Here is a 19969-nt window from a genome sequence, read left to right on the forward strand (position 1 = left end):
GCCCCGACCCTAGGCGAGACGATACGTCTCGTGCAACTGGGATGGCTGGGGCAGGGGGCGGCGTCGCACCACCGGGGCACGCCGCACTCGGCCGACCTGTGCGAATGCGACACTTACCCATGGCGCCGACGGCGCGGACACGGTCGGACGACCGGCGCGGACCGAAGGCGGCCCCGGAGCAGGACCCGAAGAAGGACCGGGTCCGGCCGGCAGCGGGCCCAGGTCGGGCACAGGCACGGAGGCGGACGGATGGACGAGGCACGGGCGCGGGACGTCCTGGCGGCGGCGGGCGTACTGTCGGGGCGCGCGGCCGCCCGGGACGCGCGGCTGCTCGCCCTGGGCGAGAACGCGGTGTTCGCCGCCGGTGACCTGGTCGTCAAGGTCGGCCGCGACGGCGGCCTGCTGGAGCGGGCCCGCCGGGAGCTGGCCGTCGCGCTGTGGCTCGCCGAGGCCGGCGTACCCGCGGTGCGGGCGGCGGAGCCCCGGGCGCTGCTGGCCGAGGGGTACCCGGTGACGGTGTGGCACCGGCTGCCCGCGCCGGTACGGCCCGCCGAGCCCCGGGACCTGGCCGCACTGCTGCGGGTGGTGCACGCCCTGCCCACTCCCTCCTTCGGGCTGCCGCCCCGCGAGCTGCTGGGCGGTGTGGAACGCTGGCTGCGGCTCGCGGGCGAGGTGATCGACCCCGAGGACGCCGCGTATCTGCGCGAGCGGCGCGACGGTTTCGCGGCGGCCGCCGCGGCGCTGACGCCCCATCTGCCGCCGGGACCCGTCCACGGGGACGCGCTGCCCCGGAACGTGCACATCGGGCCGGACGGGCCGGTCCTGGTCGACCTGGAGACCTTCTCGGCCGATCTGCGCGAACACGATCTGGTGGTCATGGCCCTGTCCCACGACCGCTACGGGCTGTCGGACGAGGCGTACGCGTCCTTCACCGAGACGTACGGCTGGGACGTGCGCGCCTGGGAGGGCTGCGCGGTGCTGCGCGGCGCGCGGGAGACGGCCAGTTGCGCCTGGGTCTCCCAGCACGCGCCGAGCAACCCGAAGGCCCTGGCCGAGTTCAAGCGCCGCGTGGCGTCCCTCCGGGACGGCGACCCGACCGTCCGCTGGTACCCGTTCTGATTCCGAACGCCCTGACGGCGAACGCCCCCGTCCGCACGCCCCGCCGGGGACTTCCCGTGGTACCGGGTCAGACCCGCTCGCCGGCCGGCTCGCGCAGCGGCCAGGTCCCGTCGACGGTCGCGGTGGCGTCGCCCTTGCGGCGCAGGAAGCTCTGGAAGTCCGCCGCCCATGCGGCGTACCACTCGATCTGACGGCGGTGCAGCTCCGCCGGGTCGAGGGCCGCGACCTTCGGGTGGCGGCCGGCTATCGCGCCGGCCAGCCGGGCAGCGGCGAGCGCGTCGGCCGCCGCGTCGTGCGCGGAGTCGAGCGCGACGCCGTACTCCGCGCAGACCGCTTCGAGGTTGCGCTTGCCACGGCGGTAACGGTCGACGCTGCGGTCGATCGTGTAGGGATCGATGACCGGTGCGGGGTCGACGCCCCCCAGCCGGTCGCGCAGCGAGGGCAGCCCGTACCGGTGCAGTTCCGCGGAGAGCAGCGTCAGATCGAACGCGGCGTTGTAGGCGACGACCGGGACGCCCGCGCTCCAGTGTGCGGTGAGGACGTCGGCGATCTCGTCGGCCACCCGGTCGGCGGGGCTTCCCTCGGCCGCCGCCCGCTCACCGCTGATGCCGTGGACGGCCACCGCCTCCGCCGGAATGGGTACCCCGGGGTCGGCCAGCCACTCCCGGCGCCCCAGCGGCTCTCCGTCCCTGACCTCGATCACGGCCCCCGTGACGATCCGCGCCTCGCGCGGGTCGGTGCCCGTCGTCTCCAGGTCGAAGCCGATCAGCAGCTCTCGGTGCCAGCCCATGGGCCGTCCCCCTTCTGTGTGGTGCGTTCCCCCAGTGGTCACCACCTTCGCACGCACCACTGACAACCCGAGGGTCGCCTTCCGTTCACCGGTCGGGAGGGTTCATGACAGGCGACCGCAAGGCGGGCATTCACGACACCGGGCGTGAATCCATCCACATCTGCTCGAACTCCTCGCGGTACGTGGGGAACAGGCCGCCTTCCTCGGTCTCACCCGGTTTGACCACCTTGCTGCCGTTGCGCAGCACCAGCACCGGTGCCTCCATCCCCCGGGCCCGGCGCAGATGGTTCTGCACCACGCCGACGCCGTCGGCGCCGTCCCCGTCCACGAGGTACGCCGTGCAGCGGGGCGTCTCGTCGTAGACCTGGATCTCGAAGGCTCCCGGGTCGCGCAGCCGGGACCGCACCCGGCGCATGTGGAGGATGTTCATCTCGACCGCGCGGCCGAGTTCCCCCCGTTTGAGACCGAGTTCGCGCTCGCGGCGCTTGACCGCGCTGGAGGCGGGGTTGAGGAACAGCAGCCGCACCCGGCAGCCGGATTCGGCGAGCCGCACCAGACGGCGGCCGGAGAAGTTCTGCACCAGCAGGTTGAGGCCGATGCCGATGGCGTCCAGGCGGCGGGCGCCGCCGAAGATGTCCTCGGCCGGGAACTGACGGAGCAGCCGCACCCGGTCGGGGTGGACGGCGACCACGTCCGCGTACCGGTCGCCGACCAGGTCCTCCACCGCGTCGACGGGCAGCCGGCGCGCGGACGGCACGTCGCCGTCGGCGCCGAGTATCTCCAGCAGCCGCGCCGAGGCCCGCTCGGCCTGGTTCAGCACCGCCTCGGACAGCGCCCGGTTGCGGGAGACGACGTTGCGGGTGACCTCCAGTTCGTCCAGGGCCAGTTCGACGTCCCGTCGGTCGTCGAAGTACGGCTCGAAGCACGGCCAGTGCTGGACCATCAGCTCCCGCAGCTGAGGGAGGGTGAGGAAGGAGAGCACGTTGTCGTCGGCCGGGTCGAGCAGATAGCCCTTGCGGCGGCTGACCTCGCGCACCGCGACCGCGCGCTGCACCCACTCCTGCCCGGCGGGTCCGGCGGCGGCGACCACCCAGTCGTCGCCGTGCATCGGCTCGTAGACCGGACGCAGCACGGCGGCGACGACCGAGCGCAGCCGCTGTTCGACGAGGTTCAGCCAGATGTAGGCGCGGCCGGCCCGTTGGGCACGGGTCCGCACCTCGCGCCAGTCGTCGGCGCCCCAGTCCAGGTCCGGCCCGATCGAGCCCGCGTCCATCGGCCGCGCCAACGACACCGCACCGGGCGGGACGTCCGTGGAGTTTCCCTCGTGACCCTCGCCACCAGGGGGCAGCTCCAGCCCTCCCGAACCCACCCGCGCACCGCCTTCCGCTCCCCCGAGCACTCCCAGCCCCAACGATCAAGGAGATTACTCCGTATGCGGTGCGGGGTGCAGCCCGATGGCGGAGTCGTTTCTCAACTTCCTTCTTCCACAAGACTGTTCTGCCGTGATCGCTCCCCATGAGTGGTCGGATTCACTGTGTTTTCACAGCACCGCCGCCAGAAAGGCCCGGCCCGGAGCTCGGGTGCCGCGTGGGACGACACGGCAAACACTCGGGCCAAGGCGCCCCCACCGGGGCCGTCCACCTGAAAGAGTCGTGTCCATGCAGGTCTGGCCTGGCGAGGCGTATCCCCTCGGTGCCACGTACGACGGCGCCGGCACGAACTTCGCGGTCTTCACGGAGGCCGCGGACCGAGTAGAGCTGTGTCTGCTGCACGACGACGGCTCCGAGACGGCGGTCGAACTGCGCGAGAGCGACGCGTTCGTGCGGCACGCGTACCTGCCCGGCATCATGCCCGGACAGCGCTACGGCTTCCGTGTGCACGGGCCGTACGCCCCCGAACGGGGGCTGCGCTGCAACTCGGCGAAGCTGCTGCTCGACCCGTACGCGCGTGCGATCAGCGGGGCTGTCCGCTGGGGCGAGGAGGTGTACGGCTACCACTTCGACGCGCCCGAACGGCGCAACGACCTGGACTCGGCACCGCACACGATGACGTCGGTCGTGGTCAACCCGTACTTCGACTGGGGCGACGACCGGCTGCCCCGGACGGAGTACCACCACACGGTGATCTACGAGGCGCACGTCAAGGGTCTCACCATGCGCCATCCGGGACTGCCGGAGGAACTGCGCGGCACCTACGCGGGCCTCGCGCACCCGGCGCTGATCGAGCATCTGACCGAACTCGGGGTGACGGCACTGGAGCTGATGCCGGTTCACCAGTTCGTGAACGACCACCGGCTGGTGGACATGGGCCTGAACAACTACTGGGGCTACAACACCATCGGCTTCTTCGCCCCGCACAACGCCTACGCGTCCTGGGGCGACCGCGGTCAGCAGGTGCTGGAGTTCAAGTCGGCGGTGAAGGCGCTGCACGAGGCCGGTATCGAGGTCATCCTCGACGTCGTCTACAACCACACCGCCGAGGGCAACCATCTGGGCCCGACGCTGTCCTTCAAGGGCATCGACAACCCTAGCTACTACCGGCTGGGACACGACAGGCGCCACTACACCGACACGACGGGGACGGGGAACTCCCTGCTCATGCGGTCCCCGCACGTACTACAGATGATCATGGACTCGCTGCGGTACTGGGTCACCGAGATGCACGTCGACGGGTTCCGCTTCGATCTCGCGGCGACCCTGGCGCGGCAGTTCCACGAGGTGGACCGGCTCTCGTCGTTCTTCGACCTGGTGCAGCAGGACCCGGTGGTCTCCCAGGTGAAGCTGATCGCCGAGCCGTGGGACGTGGGCGAGGGCGGCTACCAGGTGGGCAACTTCCCGCCGCTGTGGACCGAGTGGAACGGCAAGTACCGGGACACCGTGCGCGACCTGTGGCGGGGCGAACCGCGCACGCTCGCGGAGTTCGCCTCCCGGCTGACCGGCTCCTCCGACCTGTACCAGGACGACGGGCGGCGCCCGCTGGCCTCGATCAACTTCGTGACCTGCCACGACGGCTTCACCCTGCACGACCTGGTGTCCTACGACCACAAGCACAACACGGCCAACGGCGAGGACGACCGGGACGGCGAGAGCCACAACCGGTCCTGGAACTGCGGTGCCGAGGGCGAGACCGACGACCCGGACGTGCTGCGGCTGCGGGCCCGGCAGATGCGGAACTTCATCGCGACGCTGATGCTCTCCCAGGGCGTGCCGATGATCAGTCACGGCGACGAGGTCGCCCGCACCCAGCGCGGCAACAACAACGCCTACTGCCAGGACAACGAGCTGGCCTGGATCGACTGGCCTGCGGAGCGGGGTCAGCGCGACCAGCGGGCTCGGCAGGACCGGCTGCTGGCCTTCACCCGCTCGATGGTGTGGCTGCGCAAGAACCATCCGGTCTTCCGCAGGCGCCGCTTCTTCCACGGACGGCCGGTGGAGGGCACCCACGACGACCTGTCCGACATCGCCTGGTTCACTCCGGAGGGGGTGGAGATGACCCAGCGGGACTGGGACTCGGCGCGTGCCTCGGCGCTGACGGTGTTCCTCAACGGCAACGCGATCTCGGAACCCGGCCGGCGCGGCGAACGCATCGCGGACGACTCGTTCCTGCTGATGTTCAACGCCTCCCCCCATCCACTGGAGTTCGTGGTACCGGTCGACCACGGCCGGCAGTGGCAGGTCGTGGTCGACACCGCCCGCGAGGACTGCGTGCCCCCGGGCACCGGTCCGAAGGTGCGGGCCGGTGCCCGGCTGACGCTGACCGACCGGAGCCTGACTGTGCTTCAGCGGCCCGCCTAGGCCGGTCCGGCGGCCGGTCCGGCGGCAGCCGGGTCACCGATGACAGGAAGGGCCGCGGGGCGGGTACGTACGTCTGCATGACCCCTGAGCGACCCGACCCCGCGGTCCCCACCGCCACCTACCGGCTGCAGCTGCGGCCCGACTTCCCGTTCGCGGCCGCGGCGGCCGCGGTGCCGTACCTGGCCTCGCTCGGGGTGTCGCATCTGCACCTGTCCCCCGTCCTGGAGGCGGTGCCGGGCTCGCCGCACGGCTACGACGTGGTGGACCACGCGCGCGTGCGTGCGGAGCTGGGCGGCGAGCCCGCGCTGCGGGCCCTGTCGCGCACCGCGCGGGAGCACGGGCTCGGCCTGGTCGTGGACGTCGTCCCGAACCACATGGCGATGTCCCCGCGCCACAACCGCGCCCTGTGGGAGGTGCTGCGCGAAGGGCCCGCGTCGCACCACGCGCGGTGGTTCGACATCGACTGGGAGGCCCAGGGCGGCCAGGTGCTGCTGCCGGTGCTGGGCGGCCCGCTCGGCGCGGAGACCGACCGGCTGAAGGCCGACGGCGACGTGCTGCGCTACCACGACCACGCGTTCCCGCTGCGCGAGGGCACGGCCCACCTGCCGCTGCCGCTGCTGCTGGACGCCCAGTGGTACCGCCCGGTGTGGTGGCGCCTGGCCCGTACGGAACTCAACTACCGGCGGTTCTTCAGCATCTCCGAGCTGATCGGGGTGCGGGTCGAGGACCCGGAGGTGTTCGAGGCCACCCACGCGAAGATCCTCCAGTTGCTGCGCGAGGGCGTGGTCGACGGACTGCGCGTCGACCACCCGGACGGGCTCGCCGACCCGGACGGGTATCTGCGGCGGCTGCACGAGGCCACGGGCGGCCGGTGGACGGTGGTGGAGAAGATCCTGTCCGACGGTGAGCCGCTGCCCGCCTCCTGGCCGGTCGCCGGCACCACCGGCTACGACGCACTGCGGCACGTGGACGGCCTGTTCACCGACCCGGCGGGGTTCGGGGAGCTGCTCGGCCAGTACCGGCGGTTCGCGGCGCCGCAGACGGACCGGGGCGGCGAGTGGGCGGCGACGGTGCGGCGGGCCGCGTACAAGGTGCTCACGCACGAGCTGGCCGCCGAGGTGGACCGGCTGACCCGGGTGGCGCACCGCCTGTGCGCCGGCTCGCCCGCGCCCGCGCTGCGCGACCGCGCGCCCTGGGCGCTGCGCACCGCGCTCCAGGAGCTGCTGGTCCGGCTCGAGGTGTACCGGCCCTACACCTCCGTGGACCCGGCCGGTGTGGTCACCGAGGAGGCGGCGGCCGCGGCACGGCTCGCGTTCGCCGTGCCCGAGGAGGCCGGGGCGGTGGACGTCGTACGGGATCTGGTGCTCGGGCGGTACGGCGACGGGCCGGAGCAGATGGAGTTCCGTACGCGGTTCGCGCAGACGGCGTCGGCGCTGCGGGCCAAGTCGGTGGAGGACACGGCGTTCTACCGCTATGTGCCGCTGCTGTCGGCGACGGAGGTGGGCCAGGACCCCGGCGACCCGGCGGTGTCCCCGGAGCGGTTCCACGCGTACTGCGCGCGCGTGCAGCGCGACTGGCCGACGACGGGAACGGTGGTGTCGACGCACGACACCAAGCGCAGCGCCGACGTGCGGGCCGCGCTCCATGTGCTCACCGAGTGCCCGCGGCGCTGGGCGGACGTCCTGACGGAGGTGACCCGCACCGGCGAGGGCGTGCCGGACGCACAGCTGGCGTGGGCGGCCTGGCAGACGGTGTTCGGGCTGGGCCCGGCGGACCCGGAGCGGGTGGCGGGGGCGCTGCTCAAGCATGTGCGCGAGGCGGGGCTCCACACGAGCTGGACGGAGCAGGAGCCGCCGTACGAGGAGGCGGTGGCCCGGTTCGTGACGGCGGGGCCGTGCGGGGCGCCGGGCGGGCGGGTGACGGCGCTGCGGGCCTCGCTCGAGCCGCACATCCACGCGAACGTGCTGGGCACCGCCCTGGTCCACCTGACGATGCCGGGCGTGCCCGACGTCTACCAGGGCTCCGAGTTCGAGTACCGGGCCCTGGTGGACCCCGACAACCGGCGCGCGGTGGACTTCCCGGCCGGCGGGCCGTCCGGCCCGGGCACGGGCGTCGGCAGCGACGCCGGCAGCGACAGCGGTGTCGGCAAGGACGCGGTGACGCGGGCCGCGCTGCGGCTGCGGGCGCGGCGGCCCGAGGCGTTCGGCGACACGGCGTCGTACGAGTCGCTGGCCGCCGAGGGGCCCGGAGCCGCGCACTGTGTGGCGTTCGTGCGGTCCGGTGCGGTGCTGACCGCCGTGACCCGGTTGTCGCTGCGGCTGGCGGAGGCGGGCGGCTGGCGGGAGACCCGACTGGCGCTGCCACCCGGCCGGTGGGCCGACGTCCTGGGTCCCGGACGGGAGTTCACGGGGCACGCGCGCGTGGCGGAGCTGTTCGAGCGGTCGCCGGTGGCGCTGCTGGAGCGCGCCGCACACCCCCCGGGGCCTCCCCCGTCAAACCCTTGACACCGTTCCGTGGCCGTGGGGTACTGCGCAGTGCGACGGTGTGTGGACGACGGGGACGACGGGGGATGACGGGGGGGTGGGTCTCCTGCCGGAGCTGCGCTATCCGACGGTGGCCGAACTGGTGTCCTCCGCCCGTGCACTGACGGCCCAACGGCCCGGTCTGAGCGTCCTGCGGCAGGTGGGGGCCTCCCGCGCGGGGCGGCCGTTGCACCTGCTGTCCGTGGGCCACGCCCGGCGTGCCGTGCTGGTGGTCGCCGGTGCCCATGCCAACGAACCGGCCGGCGGGGGCACCCTGCTCGTGCTGGCCCGGCGGGTCCTGGCGGAGAGCGAGCTGCGCAACGGCACGTCCTGGCACTTCCTGCTGTGCGCGGACCCCGACGGGGCGAGCCTCCACAGGACGTCGCCGCCGCACAGCCTGTACGACTACCACCTGGGTTTCTTCCGTCCCCAGGGATCGGAACAGCCGGAGTGGGCGCCGTCGGTACTGCCGCCCGGCCGGCTGCCGCCCGAGACCCGGGCCCTGACCGGGGTCATCGACGAGCTGCGGCCCTACCTCCAGGTGTCGCTGCACGGGACCGATCTGGGCGGCAGCTGGGTCCAGTTGACGAGGGACGTGCCGGGGCTCGCCGAGCCGTTCGCCAAGTCGGCCGCGGAGCTGCACATTCCGGTGGAGACCGGTGCCTCGGACGCGGCCGGCTGGCCGGTGTCCGGCCCCGGGGTGCGGGTGATGCCCGCCCCGGGGGCCGGGCCGGCGTATCCGAGCCTGCCGGACGACGCGCGGCACAGCACCTGGTACCGCGCTCACCGGTACGGCGGTCTGACAGCGGTCGTCGAGGTGCCGATGTGGGCCGCGGCCCTGGTGGACGACCCGGGTCCGCATCCGGCGCCGGCGGCGGCGCTGCGGTACCTCGCGGACCGGCTGCAGCGGGACGCGCGGAAGGTGCGGCAGGTGCTCGAGGAGGCACGGCCCGGAGCCATGACGGGCGCCGGGGCCGCCGGCAGTCCGCTGCTGCGGGCGGCCACGTGGGGGCTGGAGCTGGTACCGGGACTGGCCGGCGACCTGATCCACACCCCGCCCGCGGACGGCACGAGGGCATACGTGAGCAGTGTGGACGCGTTCACCCGGCGGGTGCCGCTGCGGGCGGCGGCGATGCTGCTGCGGGAGCTGCGGGAGACCGACCCGCACGCGGCGGCGCGTCTCGACCGGCTGGTCGCGTTGTGGAGCGACGCCTTCGCCGTGCACTTCCGGGCCCGCTGGGTGCCCGTGGAGCACCAGGTGGAGCACCAGGCCCGCACGGTCGTGGCGGCGGCACTGCACGCCCGTGCGTGACCGTGCGGCGCGCACCGGCGAGGGGAGGGGGCCGGAGCGGACCGCCCCGGCCCCCTCCCCTTTGTCTACGCCCCGTCCAGGGCGAACACGGAGCCGGTCCGGGCCCTCATCACGCACGCGTTCGGGAAGGTCTCCGTGTACTCGACCGGCCGCCCCCGCCACTGCCCGCGCGCGTGGGCGGTCACCGGGGCGTGGACCATCGTGCAGATGGTGTCCCGTGCGGGGATGTCGGAGATCCGCCCGTTCGCCGCGGCGAGTTCCGCACAGGCGTCGGCGGCGCGCGGGTGGCCCTGGGGCGGATCGCAGAGGAGCATGCTGCCGGACGTCGTGCCGGTCCGGGCCTCACCCCGGTCGATGCCGACGGCCAGCCAGCTGTCGGGGGCGGCCGAGCCCCGGGGGTCCGCCTGCGCGGGCGCGGGCGCGGCGCAGGCGAGGAGGGCGATCACCGCGAGCAGGGCGCCCCGTACCGCTTTCACTGAGGTGCGCGTGGTGTACATGGTGTACGTCATTCCAGATGCATCGGCACGGCGGTGCCGGAACCCCAGCCCGGCTCACCCGAACGAGAACGTACGACCGGGAACCACCGTGTCACGCCGCGCCGCGCTCAGTTCGCCGCGAGCCGGTACGTCATCCGCCCGAAGCCGACCTGGTCGCCCTCGCGGACCACGGCCGCGCCGACGACCCGACGCCCGTTCACCGTCGTGCCGTTGGTCGATCCGAGGTCCCGCAGCACCCACAGGCCGCCCTGGAGGTGGAGCTCCGCGTGCATCCGGGAGACCGTCTCGTGGTTGAGCCGCAGCCCGTTGGCGGGATCACGCCCTATGCGCAGCGGGTGGCCGGTCGCCGGATGGGGCAGCAGCAGCTTCGGCAGCCGCTCGGCCCGCCATGCCCCGCGCAGCCGTACCGTGAACCCGGAGACCGCCTCCACGGAGGAGAACAGCAGGCGCGAGAAGCGGCCCTCGGTGGGCAGGTCGGCGGTGAGCGGGGCGAGTTCTTCGAGAGACCGGGCGGCGAGGGCCAGTTCCATGCGCCGGATGAACGTGTCGTGGGACAGCCGTCCCACGGCGGCACCGTCCCGCAGCACCTTCAGCGCCTTGTCGCGCTCCACGTCGGAGAGCCGCGCCGGGTACGTGTTGAACTCGAAGGACGACGTCACGCTGCTGATTGTCCGCCAGCGCGGGGCGGACTGTCCAGAAGACCGGAGAAGCACCGCACCCGCCGTCCCCCGCTGTCCCTCGCGGTTCCCGCACCTCCGGCAGCGACACCCGCCACAAAAGGATCATTCTCCGGCGGATCGATCTCCCATGCAGCACGATGGACGGGCTACATCACGGTGAGCAGACGAAGGGGAACCGCCCGTGCAGTTCGAGGTGTGGGCACCGCAGGCCGGCAGGGTGACGCTCCAGTGCGACGGCGTCACAAGCGCGTTGACACGTGATCCGGAACGGGAGGGGTGGTGGCACGGGGAGGCCGACGCGCGTCACGGCTCCCGGTACGGCTTCTCCCTGGACGACGGGCCCGTGCTGCCCGATCCGCGCTCGCGACGGCAGCCGGACGGGCCCGACGGGCCGAGCGCGGTCGTCGACCACGAGGCGTACGCCTGGCGCGCGGCGTGGGACGGGCGCCCGCTTCCCGGCGCCGTCCTGTACGAGCTGCATGTGGGCACGTACACGCGCGAGGGCACCTTCGACGCCGCCGCCGAGCGGCTGGAGCACCTCGCCGGACTGGGCGTCACCCATGTGCAGCTGATGCCGGTGTGTCCCTTCCCGGGCCGCCACGGCTGGGGGTACGAAGGGGTCTCGCCGTGGGCGGTGCACGAGCCGTACGGCGGACCCGAGGCGTTGAAACGGTTCGTCGACCACGCGCACGGCCTGGGGCTGGGCGTCGTCCTCGACGTGGTGCACAACCATCTGGGGCCGTCGGGGAATCATCTCCCCCGGTTCGGCCCGTACTTCACCGACACCCACCACACCCCGTGGGGCGCCGCCGTCAACCTGGACGCGCCCGGCTCCGACGAGGTGCGGGCGTACCTCGTGGAGAGCGCGCTGGCGTGGCTGCGGGACTACCGGATCGACGGGCTGCGCCTGGACGCCGTGCACGCGCTGGCGGACACGCGCGCGTACCACTTCCTCGAGGAGCTGTCGGCGGCCGTGGACGCGCTGGCCGCCGACACCGGCCGGCCGCTGTTCCTGATCGCCGAGTCGGACCGGAACGACCCCCGGGACATCACCCCCCGCGCGGCGGGCGGCCACGGGCTGCACGCGCAGTGGAACGACGACTTCCACCACGCCCTGCACACCGCGCTGACCGGTGAGTCGCAGGGCTACTACGCCGACTTCGCGCGCGCCCCGTTCGCGGCTCTCGCCAAGACGCTCCGCGGTGGTTTCTTCCACGACGGCACGTACTCCACGTTCCGCGGCCGGCGTCACGGCCGGCCCCTGGACCGCACGCGGGTCGCCGGGCACCGGCTTCTCGGCTACAGCCAGACCCACGACCAGGTCGGCAACCGGGCCCGGGGGGACCGGCTGGCCGCGCTGGTCTCCCCGGGCCTGCTGGCCTGCGCGGCGGCCCTCACCCTGACGGCCCCGTTCACACCGATGCTGTTCATGGGCGAGGAGTGGGCGGCCGGCACACCCTGGCAGTTCTTCACCGACCACACCGACGCCGAGCTCGCCGAGGCGGTGCGCGACGGCAGACGCCGGGAGTTCGCGGCGCACGGCTGGGCCGAGGAGGACGTGCCCGACCCGCAGGATCCCGCCACCCGCGACCGCTCCTGCCTCGACTGGTCGGAGCCGGAGCGCGAGCCCCACGCGCGCGTGCTGGCCTGGTACCGGCAGCTCGTCGCCCTGCGGCACGCCCAGCCGGACCTCACCGACCCCGACCTCGCCGACACCAGGGTGGTGCACGACGAGGAGCGGCGCTGGCTGGCCTTCCGGCGCGGGGACGTGCTGGTGGCCGTGAACCTGGGCGGCGAACCGGTCTCGATCGCGTTGGGCGTCCCGCACGCGCGCGTGCTCGCCGCCTGGGAACCGGTCGACGTGCCGGGCACCGACGGGGTGCTGCGCCTGCCCGGTGAGTCCGCGGTGGTGCTGCTGCAGGAGTGAGGGCCGGGGCGCCGGGACCGGCGGTCGGGACGCGTCTCCAGGGCGCGCTCCTGGGGCATGTCTCTAGAGCATGTCGTCGGTGCCGCGGAGGTCCGTCACCCGCTCCAGGAGGATCGCCTCCCAGGCCCGGCGCAGCCGGACCCGCAGCAGCGGCAGCGGGTCGGTGCCCCTGCCGCCGAGCGCCTCGGCGAGGTGCAGGACGCTGTCGCAACGGGCCAGCCAGAGCCCGCGCAGACAGGGGCGGGCGCCGTAGCCGGCGAGGGTGGCGGCGCGTACGGCGGCCGGGGAGCCCACGGCGCACGCCAGACCGGCGATGTCCTCGGCAGGGTCGCCGATCACCGCTCCCGCCCAGCCGAGGACACCGCGTACCCGGCCTTCGGCACTGACCACGAGATGCACGCCGGTGAGGTCGTGGTGGACGAGGACCGCCGAGGCGGGCTGGGCGGTGAGCTGTACGGCGGCGGACGGGGTGAGGTGCCGCAGTCTGCCGGGGGCGAACTCGTCCGCCTCGGCGAGCCGTTCGGCGGCCTGTCCGGCGGCCCGGCGCAGGGACTCCAGGGAGCGAGGGGGAACCCGCGGCACGCCCAGCGTCTCCGCCTGCCGGACCGGCACCTCACGCAGCCCGGTGAGCAGCGCGGCCAGGTCGGCCTCGCCCCCGGCGGACACCCGGTGCTCCTCCGCCGACCCGCCGGGCAGCCTGGTGTCCAGGGTGCAGACCAGGCCGGGCGCCCACTCGCCGTGCGCCACGCTCGACGGCACCGCGACCGGGACGTGCGGCCGGATGAGTTCGCGCAGCCGCAGCTCACGGCGCCTGCGGGTGCTCGCCGCCCGGTCGGGGGCCAGCCGCAGCACATGGCGGGTGCCGACCCACCAGGTGGCGGGTTCGGGGCCCTCGCCGACGGGCCGCACGTCCACTCCGTCCGGTCCGGCGGCGGTGTCCGCGCCTCCATCCTCGTGCTTCAGGAGGGTACGGACCAGTCGGCGGACGGTGTCCGCGGTGGGTGTCGGTGCCTGGGTCATGGTCGCGCCTGGTGTCGTTCGATGGACGTTGCGGAACGTCTGGGGCCACTCAGTCCACTATGACCGCTTTCCGTACGCCCTCCATGCGGGCGGCGGATCCCTCGGCGGTGAAGGGAACGAGCGTACTGCCGGTCATCCGGACCTCCCGGGGCGTACCTGTGAGCCACGTGCGGTTACAGAAAGCTACGTTCGGCTACGTGTGGTCATGGGCAGCATCCTGCCCGGCGGACGGGGGCCGCGCGAGCCGGTCCACCGCGTTCAGCCGGTCGTGTCGTCTTCTCCGAGGCGCCCGCGGCCCGCTTCCCGGTGGTCGGGTGACGAGGCCGGGGACGACCGTGAGCCGCTGGTGGCCGCCGGGCAGGGACCCCGCCCGGCGTTGCGGCTGGGACCGGCTCCCCCTCAGGAGAGGGAGACCACGGGCAGCGGGGGTGTGCGGTCCGGCAGGAACCCGTGGGTCCGGCCCGAGAGCCACTCGTCCTTGTAGCGGTCCACGCTCCGGTGCCAGTTCAGGATGCCCGCCAGCCAGTTCCGCAGGTCCAGCACATAGTCCCGCATGATCGCGCGGGCCTCCGGGGAGAGCTCGAAGTCCTCGTACAGCACGGGAAGTTCGTGTTCCACGACATGCTCGAACTGGTCCAGGCGGCGGCTCATCAGGTCGTGGACGATGCCGAGGGCCCTCGGGTAGTCGCAGCCGAAGAAGGTCTGTACGACGAGAATCGCGTTGTGGATCTCGCCCTCGTACTCGATCTCCTTCTGGTACGAGAAGACGTCGTTCAGCAGGCAGGCGTAGTCGATGGCCGCGTTCTCCAGGGAGCGGACCGGGCCGCTGCGGTAGACCTCGGGCGCCACGGCGGGGCCGTGACCCATCCGGCACAGACCGAGCGTGAGGTCGGAACCGAAGGTCTGCCGGCGCATCTCCAGGTAGTCGACCGGGTCGGGCACGCGGTGCAGCATCTGGTTGCCCAGTTCCCACAACCAGCTCTCGGTCATGTCGTTCACGGCCTTCTTCAGGACGGCCCGCTCCTCGGGCGTCATGGCCGCCGTGGTGCGCGCCCACAGGCCGGTCAGGGCCCGCTCCATGGCGTTGGCCGCCGGTGGCACCGGTTCACCGTCGACGGGCATGCAGTCCGACAGGCGTGCCGTGGTCAACCGCGCGGCGGCCAGGTCACGGCGGTGTCCGTAGACCAGCGGGTAGTAGTCGTCGCCGTACGTGCCCCAGGCGAGCCACTGGGCGCTGAGGTCGAGCGCCTCGGGAGTGGCGTCCGGGTCGAGTCCGGCCGAGCACAGCGCGAGATCGTAGGCGGCGAGCTTGTCCTCGTCCCACACGCCCTCGGCGAGGATGCCCGTTTGCCGGCACCAGTCGACGAGGGCGCTCCGGGAGGCGTCGAGGTGCGGGCTGAGTTCCAGCGGGAAAGGCATCCGGATGTCGGGGATCAGGGACGGGCCGACCTTCTGGTACGGCACATGGGTGTGGGCCCGCAGCCTCCCCCACTGCCCGGACGTCGTGGGATGTGCCCCCACCGTCCCCGCGGCGGCGAGCAGCCCCCGCACGTCGGCGGCCGAGGTGCCGGGCCCGGTCGGGCCCGCCCACGGGCCGGTCCGCCGCGCGCCCTCGTTCATGTACCTGCTGGATCGCAGGTGCCATTCGTGACCGCCGGACTGCCAGTCCTGCAGCCCCTTCGCGTACGCCGCCACGGCCGCGACCTCGTGCGGGGCGAGGCCCTGCTCCAGGGCGACCGCGGGCACTTCGGTGAACGCGGTGTGCTCGAACTGGTGCAGCCGTGAGGTGAGGATGTCGTTGACGGTGTCGGCGGCCTCCTGTGTGGTGCAGCCGAAGAAGGTCTCCAGGACGAGCACGCCGTTGCTGTTCTCACCCTCGTCCTCGACCTCGCGCTGGTAGGAGAACAGGTCGTTGCGCAGGTGCACGGCGTCGGAGAACGTCTCCATCAGCACCCGCAGCGGCCTGGATCCGGCGACGGCGACGGGCACTTCGGCCGTCGCGTACTCGACGAGCCCCGCCGACCAGGGGGCGCCGCCCACCTTGCGGCGCATCTCGATGTACTCGACGGGGTTGGCGATCCGCCCCTCGTTGATGTTGGACAGCTCCCACAGCGACTCGTTGAGGAGGTGCTCCGTGGCGAGGGCGAACCGGGCGCGCCAGTCCTGGGACATCGCGGGTACCGTGCGCGCCCACAGGTCGGCGAGGCCCGCCTCGACCGGGTTCCGCGGCTCGGGAACCGGGGTCGCGGGGTCCAGCGGCATGAACAGGGGCAGCCGGTCCAGGTGGGCCTTGCCTCCCTCACGGTCCTGGCTGCGTTTGAACAGCTCCAGGAAGTGGTCGTCGAAGAAGAAGACCCACACGTACCAGTCGGTGATGAGGGAGAGAGCGGGCCCGTCGCAGTCGGGATGGGTGTAGGCGCAGAGCAGGCCGTAGTCGTGCGCGTCGAGGTCGTCCTGGTTCCAGACCCCGGATCCCTCCAGCATGCCCATCTCGCGCGCCCACACCGACGAGTGGGCGCGGGCCTGATCGAGATGCGGGTTCAGCCGCGCGGGGTGCGGCAGGTAGAAGTGCGGAAGTTCGAACGGCTGACTCGCCGAGGACGCCGAGGACACCTCAGACACTGAGGACGCTGAAGACATGGCCGGGCACTACCCGTGGGCCCGTGGCGGCATCCACCGGCCCGTCCATGATCACACCATCGCGTGAAACCTCGCCGATGCGCCGAAAACGGGTTTCGGCATGCTATGTGCGCACCTGGATCAGCGCGTGGGTGCCGCTGGTGCGCCAGCGCTGCTCCTCGGCCGCGACCAGCGCCTCCTCCGTACCGGGTGCCAGGCCGGTGACGACGTCTGACTTCAGGGTGCGCAGGGCGGCGACCGGCCCCGGGAAGTACCCGGTGACCTCCGCGAACGGCGTGGTCGGCGGCCATTGTCGATCGCCCACCAGGCGGCGGTAGTTGAGGTCTCCCTTGACGATGGTGACGGCGGCCCGCGCGAAGTCGGCGCGGAGGCCGTCCGGCATCTCCTCGTAGGGCAGCGGGGAACAGGAGAAGGGGTGCGCGCGCAGGGCGAGCCGTCCGTCGGCAAGGGCGTCCCGGAGCCGGCGCCCGTGACCGGCCGCCGCCGCCCCCGCGTCGGTCAGCCTGCGCAGCGCGTCGACGACGTCGGCGGTGGTGGCGTCGGAGACGTAGTACGGGTACGGCTTGACGTGCAGCATCACCCGGCCGATGTGCCCGTGGGCCAGCAGGTGGTCGATGAGCAGCAGATCGGGGACGAGTTCGCGGCCGGCGTTGTCGGCGACCAGCACCAGGGTGCTCGCCGGGCCCGCGTGGGAGGGGTCCAGCAGCGACCACAGGCGCTCGCTGTCGTCGGACACCAGCGCGGGAACGGCCTCCGCGAGGTCGGTTCCCTCGGCGGACAGCCGGAAGCCGAGGTCGGCGCGGTTTCCCCAGAGCGAGCCGTGCAGCAGGGCCCGGCCCCGTTCGTCCGCGGGCCGCCCGGCGAGGTCGTCGAGCGCGGCGAGTTCCTCGCCGGTCTCGGACGAGTCGAGTTCGGCGAGCTTGGAGGGGCGGAAGGGGTCGATGCCCTGCCAGGGGCCGGGGCCGAAGTAACCCACTGCTCCCAGCAGTTGACGATAGAACCAGCTCTCGGACCACAGCCAGGGCACGTCGTACCAGGACTGTCCGGTGTACGTGTCCATCCCCCAGGCCTTCCAGCGGTCCCGGTCGTGGGCGTCGGCGGGGAGGGCCTCGATCGCGCCTCGGGCGCAGTTGGCCAGCAGCGCGTCGAGCGCGTGCCGCTGCGCGGGCTCGTAGGGGAAGGCGTCGCGCACCTGTCGGATGATCGCGGGGTGCCGCTCGGCGAGCACGCCGTGCGGGAACGAGCCGGGCCGGTTGCCGAGGAGCACGGGAGCGATGGGGGTGTCGGGCATGCGGCTCACCGTAACGCGCGGCGCCGGCCGGCGTGACCGGCCGCACCGGCAGGGGCGGCCGGGCGGGTCACACCGGGGCGATCTCCCGCTCCAGCCGTGCGGCCAGGCTGAGATAGCGCGACCTGCGGGTCACCGGCACCAGGCCCCTGATGAGGATCTGCCACATCTCCGCGGTGCGGCGGGGCTGCCGGGCGACGGGTTCCCGGGAGCGGCCCACGACCCGGGTGCCGATGAAGAAGCAGACGAGGGAGTGGGCCACGACCTCGATGTCGACCTCCGGGTGGACGTCGGCCTCCTTGACCGCGCCGAGGAGCCGGGCGGTGACGATGTCCATCCACTCGGCGAAGGGGTGGCTGAGCGGGGGGCGCGGCCGGGTGCCCCCGGTGGCGAGCCGGAGCCCCGCCCGCAGCACGGGGTCCTCGGCCGACAGGCGGGCTATGCAGAAGGTGAGACGCATCAGCGCCTCCAGGGAGGTGTGGCCGCGGGTCTCGGTGTCCCTGGCCAGTCGGCGGCAGGTGGCGGACTGGAGCTCCAGGATCGCGTGAGCCAGGTCCTCCTTCGCGGCGAAGTGGAAGTACAGGGCTCCCTTGGTGACGTGGGCGTGCTCGACGATGTCGCTGAGACTCGTCGATTCATACCCCTGCCGGTCGAACAGATCGGCGGCGGCCGTGATGATCGTCGCGCGGGTCTGCTCGGCGCGTACCTGCCTCGCCATCGACTGAACTCCTGAGCCGGAAAGGAACGGGGCGTGCCGTTTGTTTTTACCCCGAGTACACGATAACTCACCCTGTGGCGGCGGCCGTTCCAGCGGTCCGTCCCGTGATGCGGTACACATCCGGCAATTCAAGTTCGGACGCCGAAAGAAAACAGCACGTCCGGTATCTGAGTGTGGCAGCCGCGTCGGCAAAAGAGAACGGCGGGCGGATCCGGGCGGAACGCGTCGCGATGCGTCACCATGTCCGGCCAACACCCCCGAAACCCTTCGGGGTTGATTCGGAGCAAGTCCGTCCGCGTCTGCCGGGCGGGCCCGTTCGGGTTCCGTACCGGCCGCGCGGTTAGGGACGGGAAGAGGGCGGCCACCCCTGTCACCTCGGAACTCACCGTTCATCACAATGCGGCAGCGGCATCTCACTTCACGTGGCCTCTCACTTGACTACCAGTGGTGCGACGCGATTGGCTCCGGCCAGCGAGAGTCACCTGATCGACGTAACACCCCGCGACTCCGCCCCTGCTTCCGTCTCCTCACTTGCTCGGCCGTACAGCGAGGTCCGCTCCCTCATGAACACTCGTCCCCCGTCCCACGGTTTCCCGAGACGGCCCGTCCGCCCGGCCGTGCTCGCGGCAGCCGTCGGTCTGCTGGTGACCGGCTGCTCCGCCTTCGACGCGGCCGGCGACTCCTCGGCCTCCAGGAGCGCGGGTGCGGCCGGTGACGGGATGAGGGTCGTGATGGTGACGCACGGCGGTGAGGGGGACGCCTTCTGGGACAGGGTACGCAAGGGCGCCGAGGCCGCCGCGGCGAAGGACGGCATCGACCTCACCTATGTGAGCGACGCGGACCCGGCCGGCCAGGCCGAACTGGTGCGCGACGCGGTCCGCGACAAGGTGGACGGCATCGCCCTCACGCTGGCCAAACCGCAGGCGATGAAGGGCGCGGTGAAGGAGGCACGCGAGGCGGGCATCCCCGTGGTCGGGCTCAACTCCGGCATCGGCGCCTGGAAGTCGACGGGGCTCCTGGAGTACTTCGGTCAGGACGACGGCGTCGCGGGCCAGGCCGTCGGCAACAAGCTGAACGAACTGAAGGCCGAGCACGCCCTCTGCGTCATCCACGAGCGGGGCAACGTCGGGCTGGAGGCTCGCTGCGCCGGTATGCGCAAGACGTTCGACGGGAAGACCGAGAACCTCTACGTGGACGGTTCCGACGAACGCGCCGTCTCCGGCATCGTCACCGCCCGGCTGCGCCAGGACCCGACCATCGACGAGGTGGTCGCCAACGGCGCGCAGCAGGCCCTCCTCGTGGCCGACGCCGCCAAGAAGGCGGACACCGGGGCGCACGTGGCCACCTTCGACCTCAACAAGGACCTGGTGGACGCCGTCCGCAGGGGCTCCATCCAGTTCGCCGTCGACCAGCAGCCCTATCTCCAGGGCTATCTCTCCGTGGACGCGCTGTGGTTGTACCGGACCAATGGCAACATCAGCGGCGGCGGGGTGTCACCCGTGCTCACCGGACCGGCGTTCGTCACGAAGACCAACGCCGCCTCGGTCGCCGAGTTCGCCGCCAACGGAACCCGGTGACGGTCGCCTCCGGTGAAGACCCACTCGAGGACTCGGTTACGCACGGGCTGTACGGTCACCTGTGCGGATGACCTCCCGCGCATCA

The 19969-nt window shown here is 72.6% G+C and carries 14 protein-coding genes; 6 read left to right on the forward strand and 8 right to left on the reverse strand.

Features of this window, described 5'->3' with window-relative positions; genetic code table 11:
- The first annotated feature begins 249 nt into the window (after positions 1-249).
- The gene (locus AC6F7H_RS02490) at positions 250-1119 is read left to right on the forward strand and encodes an aminoglycoside phosphotransferase family protein (protein WP_500754904.1); all 870 of its coding nucleotides are present in this window, start codon (positions 250-252) and stop codon (positions 1117-1119) included.
- 67 nt (positions 1120-1186) lie between these two features.
- Here the strand turns inward: AC6F7H_RS02490 and AC6F7H_RS02495 are convergent, their stop codons facing one another.
- Positions 1187-1909: a 3'-5' exonuclease gene (locus tag AC6F7H_RS02495; protein WP_500754906.1), complete on the reverse strand. Its 723-nt coding sequence runs from the start codon at positions 1907-1909 to the stop codon at positions 1187-1189.
- 130 nt (positions 1910-2039) lie between these two features.
- A complete protein-coding gene (locus AC6F7H_RS02500; RefSeq protein ID WP_500754907.1) occupies positions 2040-3278 on the reverse strand; it encodes a DUF5919 domain-containing protein in 1239 nt (412 codons plus the stop codon).
- A gap of 289 nt (positions 3279-3567) precedes the next feature.
- Between AC6F7H_RS02500 and glgX the strand changes: the two genes are divergently transcribed.
- The 3 genes from glgX to AC6F7H_RS02515 all read left to right on the forward strand — a co-directional run bounded on the left by glgX (position 3568) and on the right by AC6F7H_RS02515 (position 9537).
- Positions 3568-5703 carry a glycogen debranching protein GlgX gene (gene glgX / locus AC6F7H_RS02505; RefSeq protein ID WP_500754909.1) on the forward strand — a complete coding sequence of 712 codons (2136 nt, stop codon included), beginning with the start codon at positions 3568-3570 and terminating at the stop codon, positions 5701-5703.
- 77 nt (positions 5704-5780) lie between these two features.
- Positions 5781-8207 (forward strand): malto-oligosyltrehalose synthase, encoded by a 2427-nt coding sequence (gene treY / locus AC6F7H_RS02510; RefSeq protein ID WP_500754910.1) that lies wholly within the window; start codon positions 5781-5783, stop codon positions 8205-8207.
- A 76-nt stretch (positions 8208-8283) separates the two neighbouring features.
- Positions 8284-9537 carry a M14 family zinc carboxypeptidase gene (locus AC6F7H_RS02515; RefSeq protein ID WP_500754911.1) on the forward strand — a complete coding sequence of 418 codons (1254 nt, stop codon included), beginning with the start codon at positions 8284-8286 and terminating at the stop codon, positions 9535-9537.
- 65 nt (positions 9538-9602) lie between these two features.
- Here the strand turns inward: AC6F7H_RS02515 and AC6F7H_RS02520 are convergent, their stop codons facing one another.
- Both AC6F7H_RS02520 and AC6F7H_RS02525 read right to left on the reverse strand, forming a co-directional pair.
- Positions 9603-10046 (reverse strand): SSI family serine proteinase inhibitor, encoded by a 444-nt coding sequence (locus AC6F7H_RS02520; protein ID WP_500754912.1) that lies wholly within the window; start codon positions 10044-10046, stop codon positions 9603-9605.
- 95 nt (positions 10047-10141) lie between these two features.
- Positions 10142-10693, reverse strand: a complete 552-nt coding sequence (locus AC6F7H_RS02525; RefSeq protein ID WP_500754913.1) for an FHA domain-containing protein — start codon at positions 10691-10693, stop codon at positions 10142-10144.
- A gap of 202 nt (positions 10694-10895) precedes the next feature.
- On the opposite strand from AC6F7H_RS02525, the gene treZ reads away from it, so the two are divergent.
- Positions 10896-12641 (forward strand): malto-oligosyltrehalose trehalohydrolase, encoded by a 1746-nt coding sequence (gene treZ / locus AC6F7H_RS02530; RefSeq protein WP_500754914.1) that lies wholly within the window; start codon positions 10896-10898, stop codon positions 12639-12641.
- Between the two features lie 63 nt (positions 12642-12704).
- Here the strand turns inward: treZ and AC6F7H_RS02535 are convergent, their stop codons facing one another.
- From AC6F7H_RS02535 to AC6F7H_RS02550, 4 genes are all read right to left on the reverse strand, one after another.
- Positions 12705-13661, reverse strand: coding sequence for an aminoglycoside phosphotransferase family protein (locus tag AC6F7H_RS02535; RefSeq protein ID WP_500754915.1), 957 nt, complete (start codon positions 13659-13661; stop codon positions 12705-12707).
- Between the two features lie 399 nt (positions 13662-14060).
- Complete coding sequence (gene cyc2, locus AC6F7H_RS02540; RefSeq protein ID WP_500754916.1) at positions 14061-16283, reverse strand: germacradienol/geosmin synthase Cyc2; 2223 nt, start codon at positions 16281-16283, stop codon at positions 14061-14063.
- Positions 16284-16404: 121 nt separating this feature from the next.
- A complete protein-coding gene (locus tag AC6F7H_RS02545) occupies positions 16405-17592 on the reverse strand; it encodes a damage-control phosphatase ARMT1 family protein (RefSeq protein WP_500754918.1) in 1188 nt (395 codons plus the stop codon).
- A gap of 67 nt (positions 17593-17659) precedes the next feature.
- The gene (locus AC6F7H_RS02550) at positions 17660-18307 is read right to left on the reverse strand and encodes a ScbR family autoregulator-binding transcription factor (protein ID WP_500754919.1); all 648 of its coding nucleotides are present in this window, start codon (positions 18305-18307) and stop codon (positions 17660-17662) included.
- Positions 18308-18870: 563 nt separating this feature from the next.
- Here AC6F7H_RS02550 and AC6F7H_RS02555 point away from each other — a divergent pair.
- The gene (locus AC6F7H_RS02555; protein WP_500754920.1) at positions 18871-19884 is read left to right on the forward strand and encodes a substrate-binding domain-containing protein; all 1014 of its coding nucleotides are present in this window, start codon (positions 18871-18873) and stop codon (positions 19882-19884) included.
- Positions 19885-19969 lie beyond the last annotated feature (85 nt).

The sequence above is a fragment of the Streptomyces sp. MMS24-W38 genome, from assembly GCF_059889265.1.

Excerpts from the sequence above, each read along its gene's own strand:
- AC6F7H_RS02555 (WP_500754920.1), top strand. The coding sequence starts at position 18,871 with ATGAACACTCGTCCCCCGTCCCACGGTTTCCCGAGACGGCCCGTCCGC.
- treY (WP_500754910.1), top strand. The coding sequence starts at position 5,781 with ATGACCCCTGAGCGACCCGACCCCGCGGTCCCCACCGCCACCTACCGG.
- AC6F7H_RS02520 (WP_500754912.1), bottom strand. The coding sequence starts at position 10,046 with ATGACGTACACCATGTACACCACGCGCACCTCAGTGAAAGCGGTACGG.
- AC6F7H_RS02535 (WP_500754915.1), bottom strand. The coding sequence starts at position 13,661 with ATGACCCAGGCACCGACACCCACCGCGGACACCGTCCGCCGACTGGTC.
- glgX (WP_500754909.1), top strand. The coding sequence starts at position 3,568 with ATGCAGGTCTGGCCTGGCGAGGCGTATCCCCTCGGTGCCACGTACGAC.
- AC6F7H_RS02550 (WP_500754919.1), bottom strand. The coding sequence starts at position 18,307 with ATGGCGAGGCAGGTACGCGCCGAGCAGACCCGCGCGACGATCATCACG.
- AC6F7H_RS02545 (WP_500754918.1), bottom strand. The coding sequence starts at position 17,592 with ATGCCCGACACCCCCATCGCTCCCGTGCTCCTCGGCAACCGGCCCGGC.
- AC6F7H_RS02495 (WP_500754906.1), bottom strand. The coding sequence starts at position 1,909 with ATGGGCTGGCACCGAGAGCTGCTGATCGGCTTCGACCTGGAGACGACG.
- AC6F7H_RS02490 (WP_500754904.1), top strand. The coding sequence starts at position 250 with ATGGACGAGGCACGGGCGCGGGACGTCCTGGCGGCGGCGGGCGTACTG.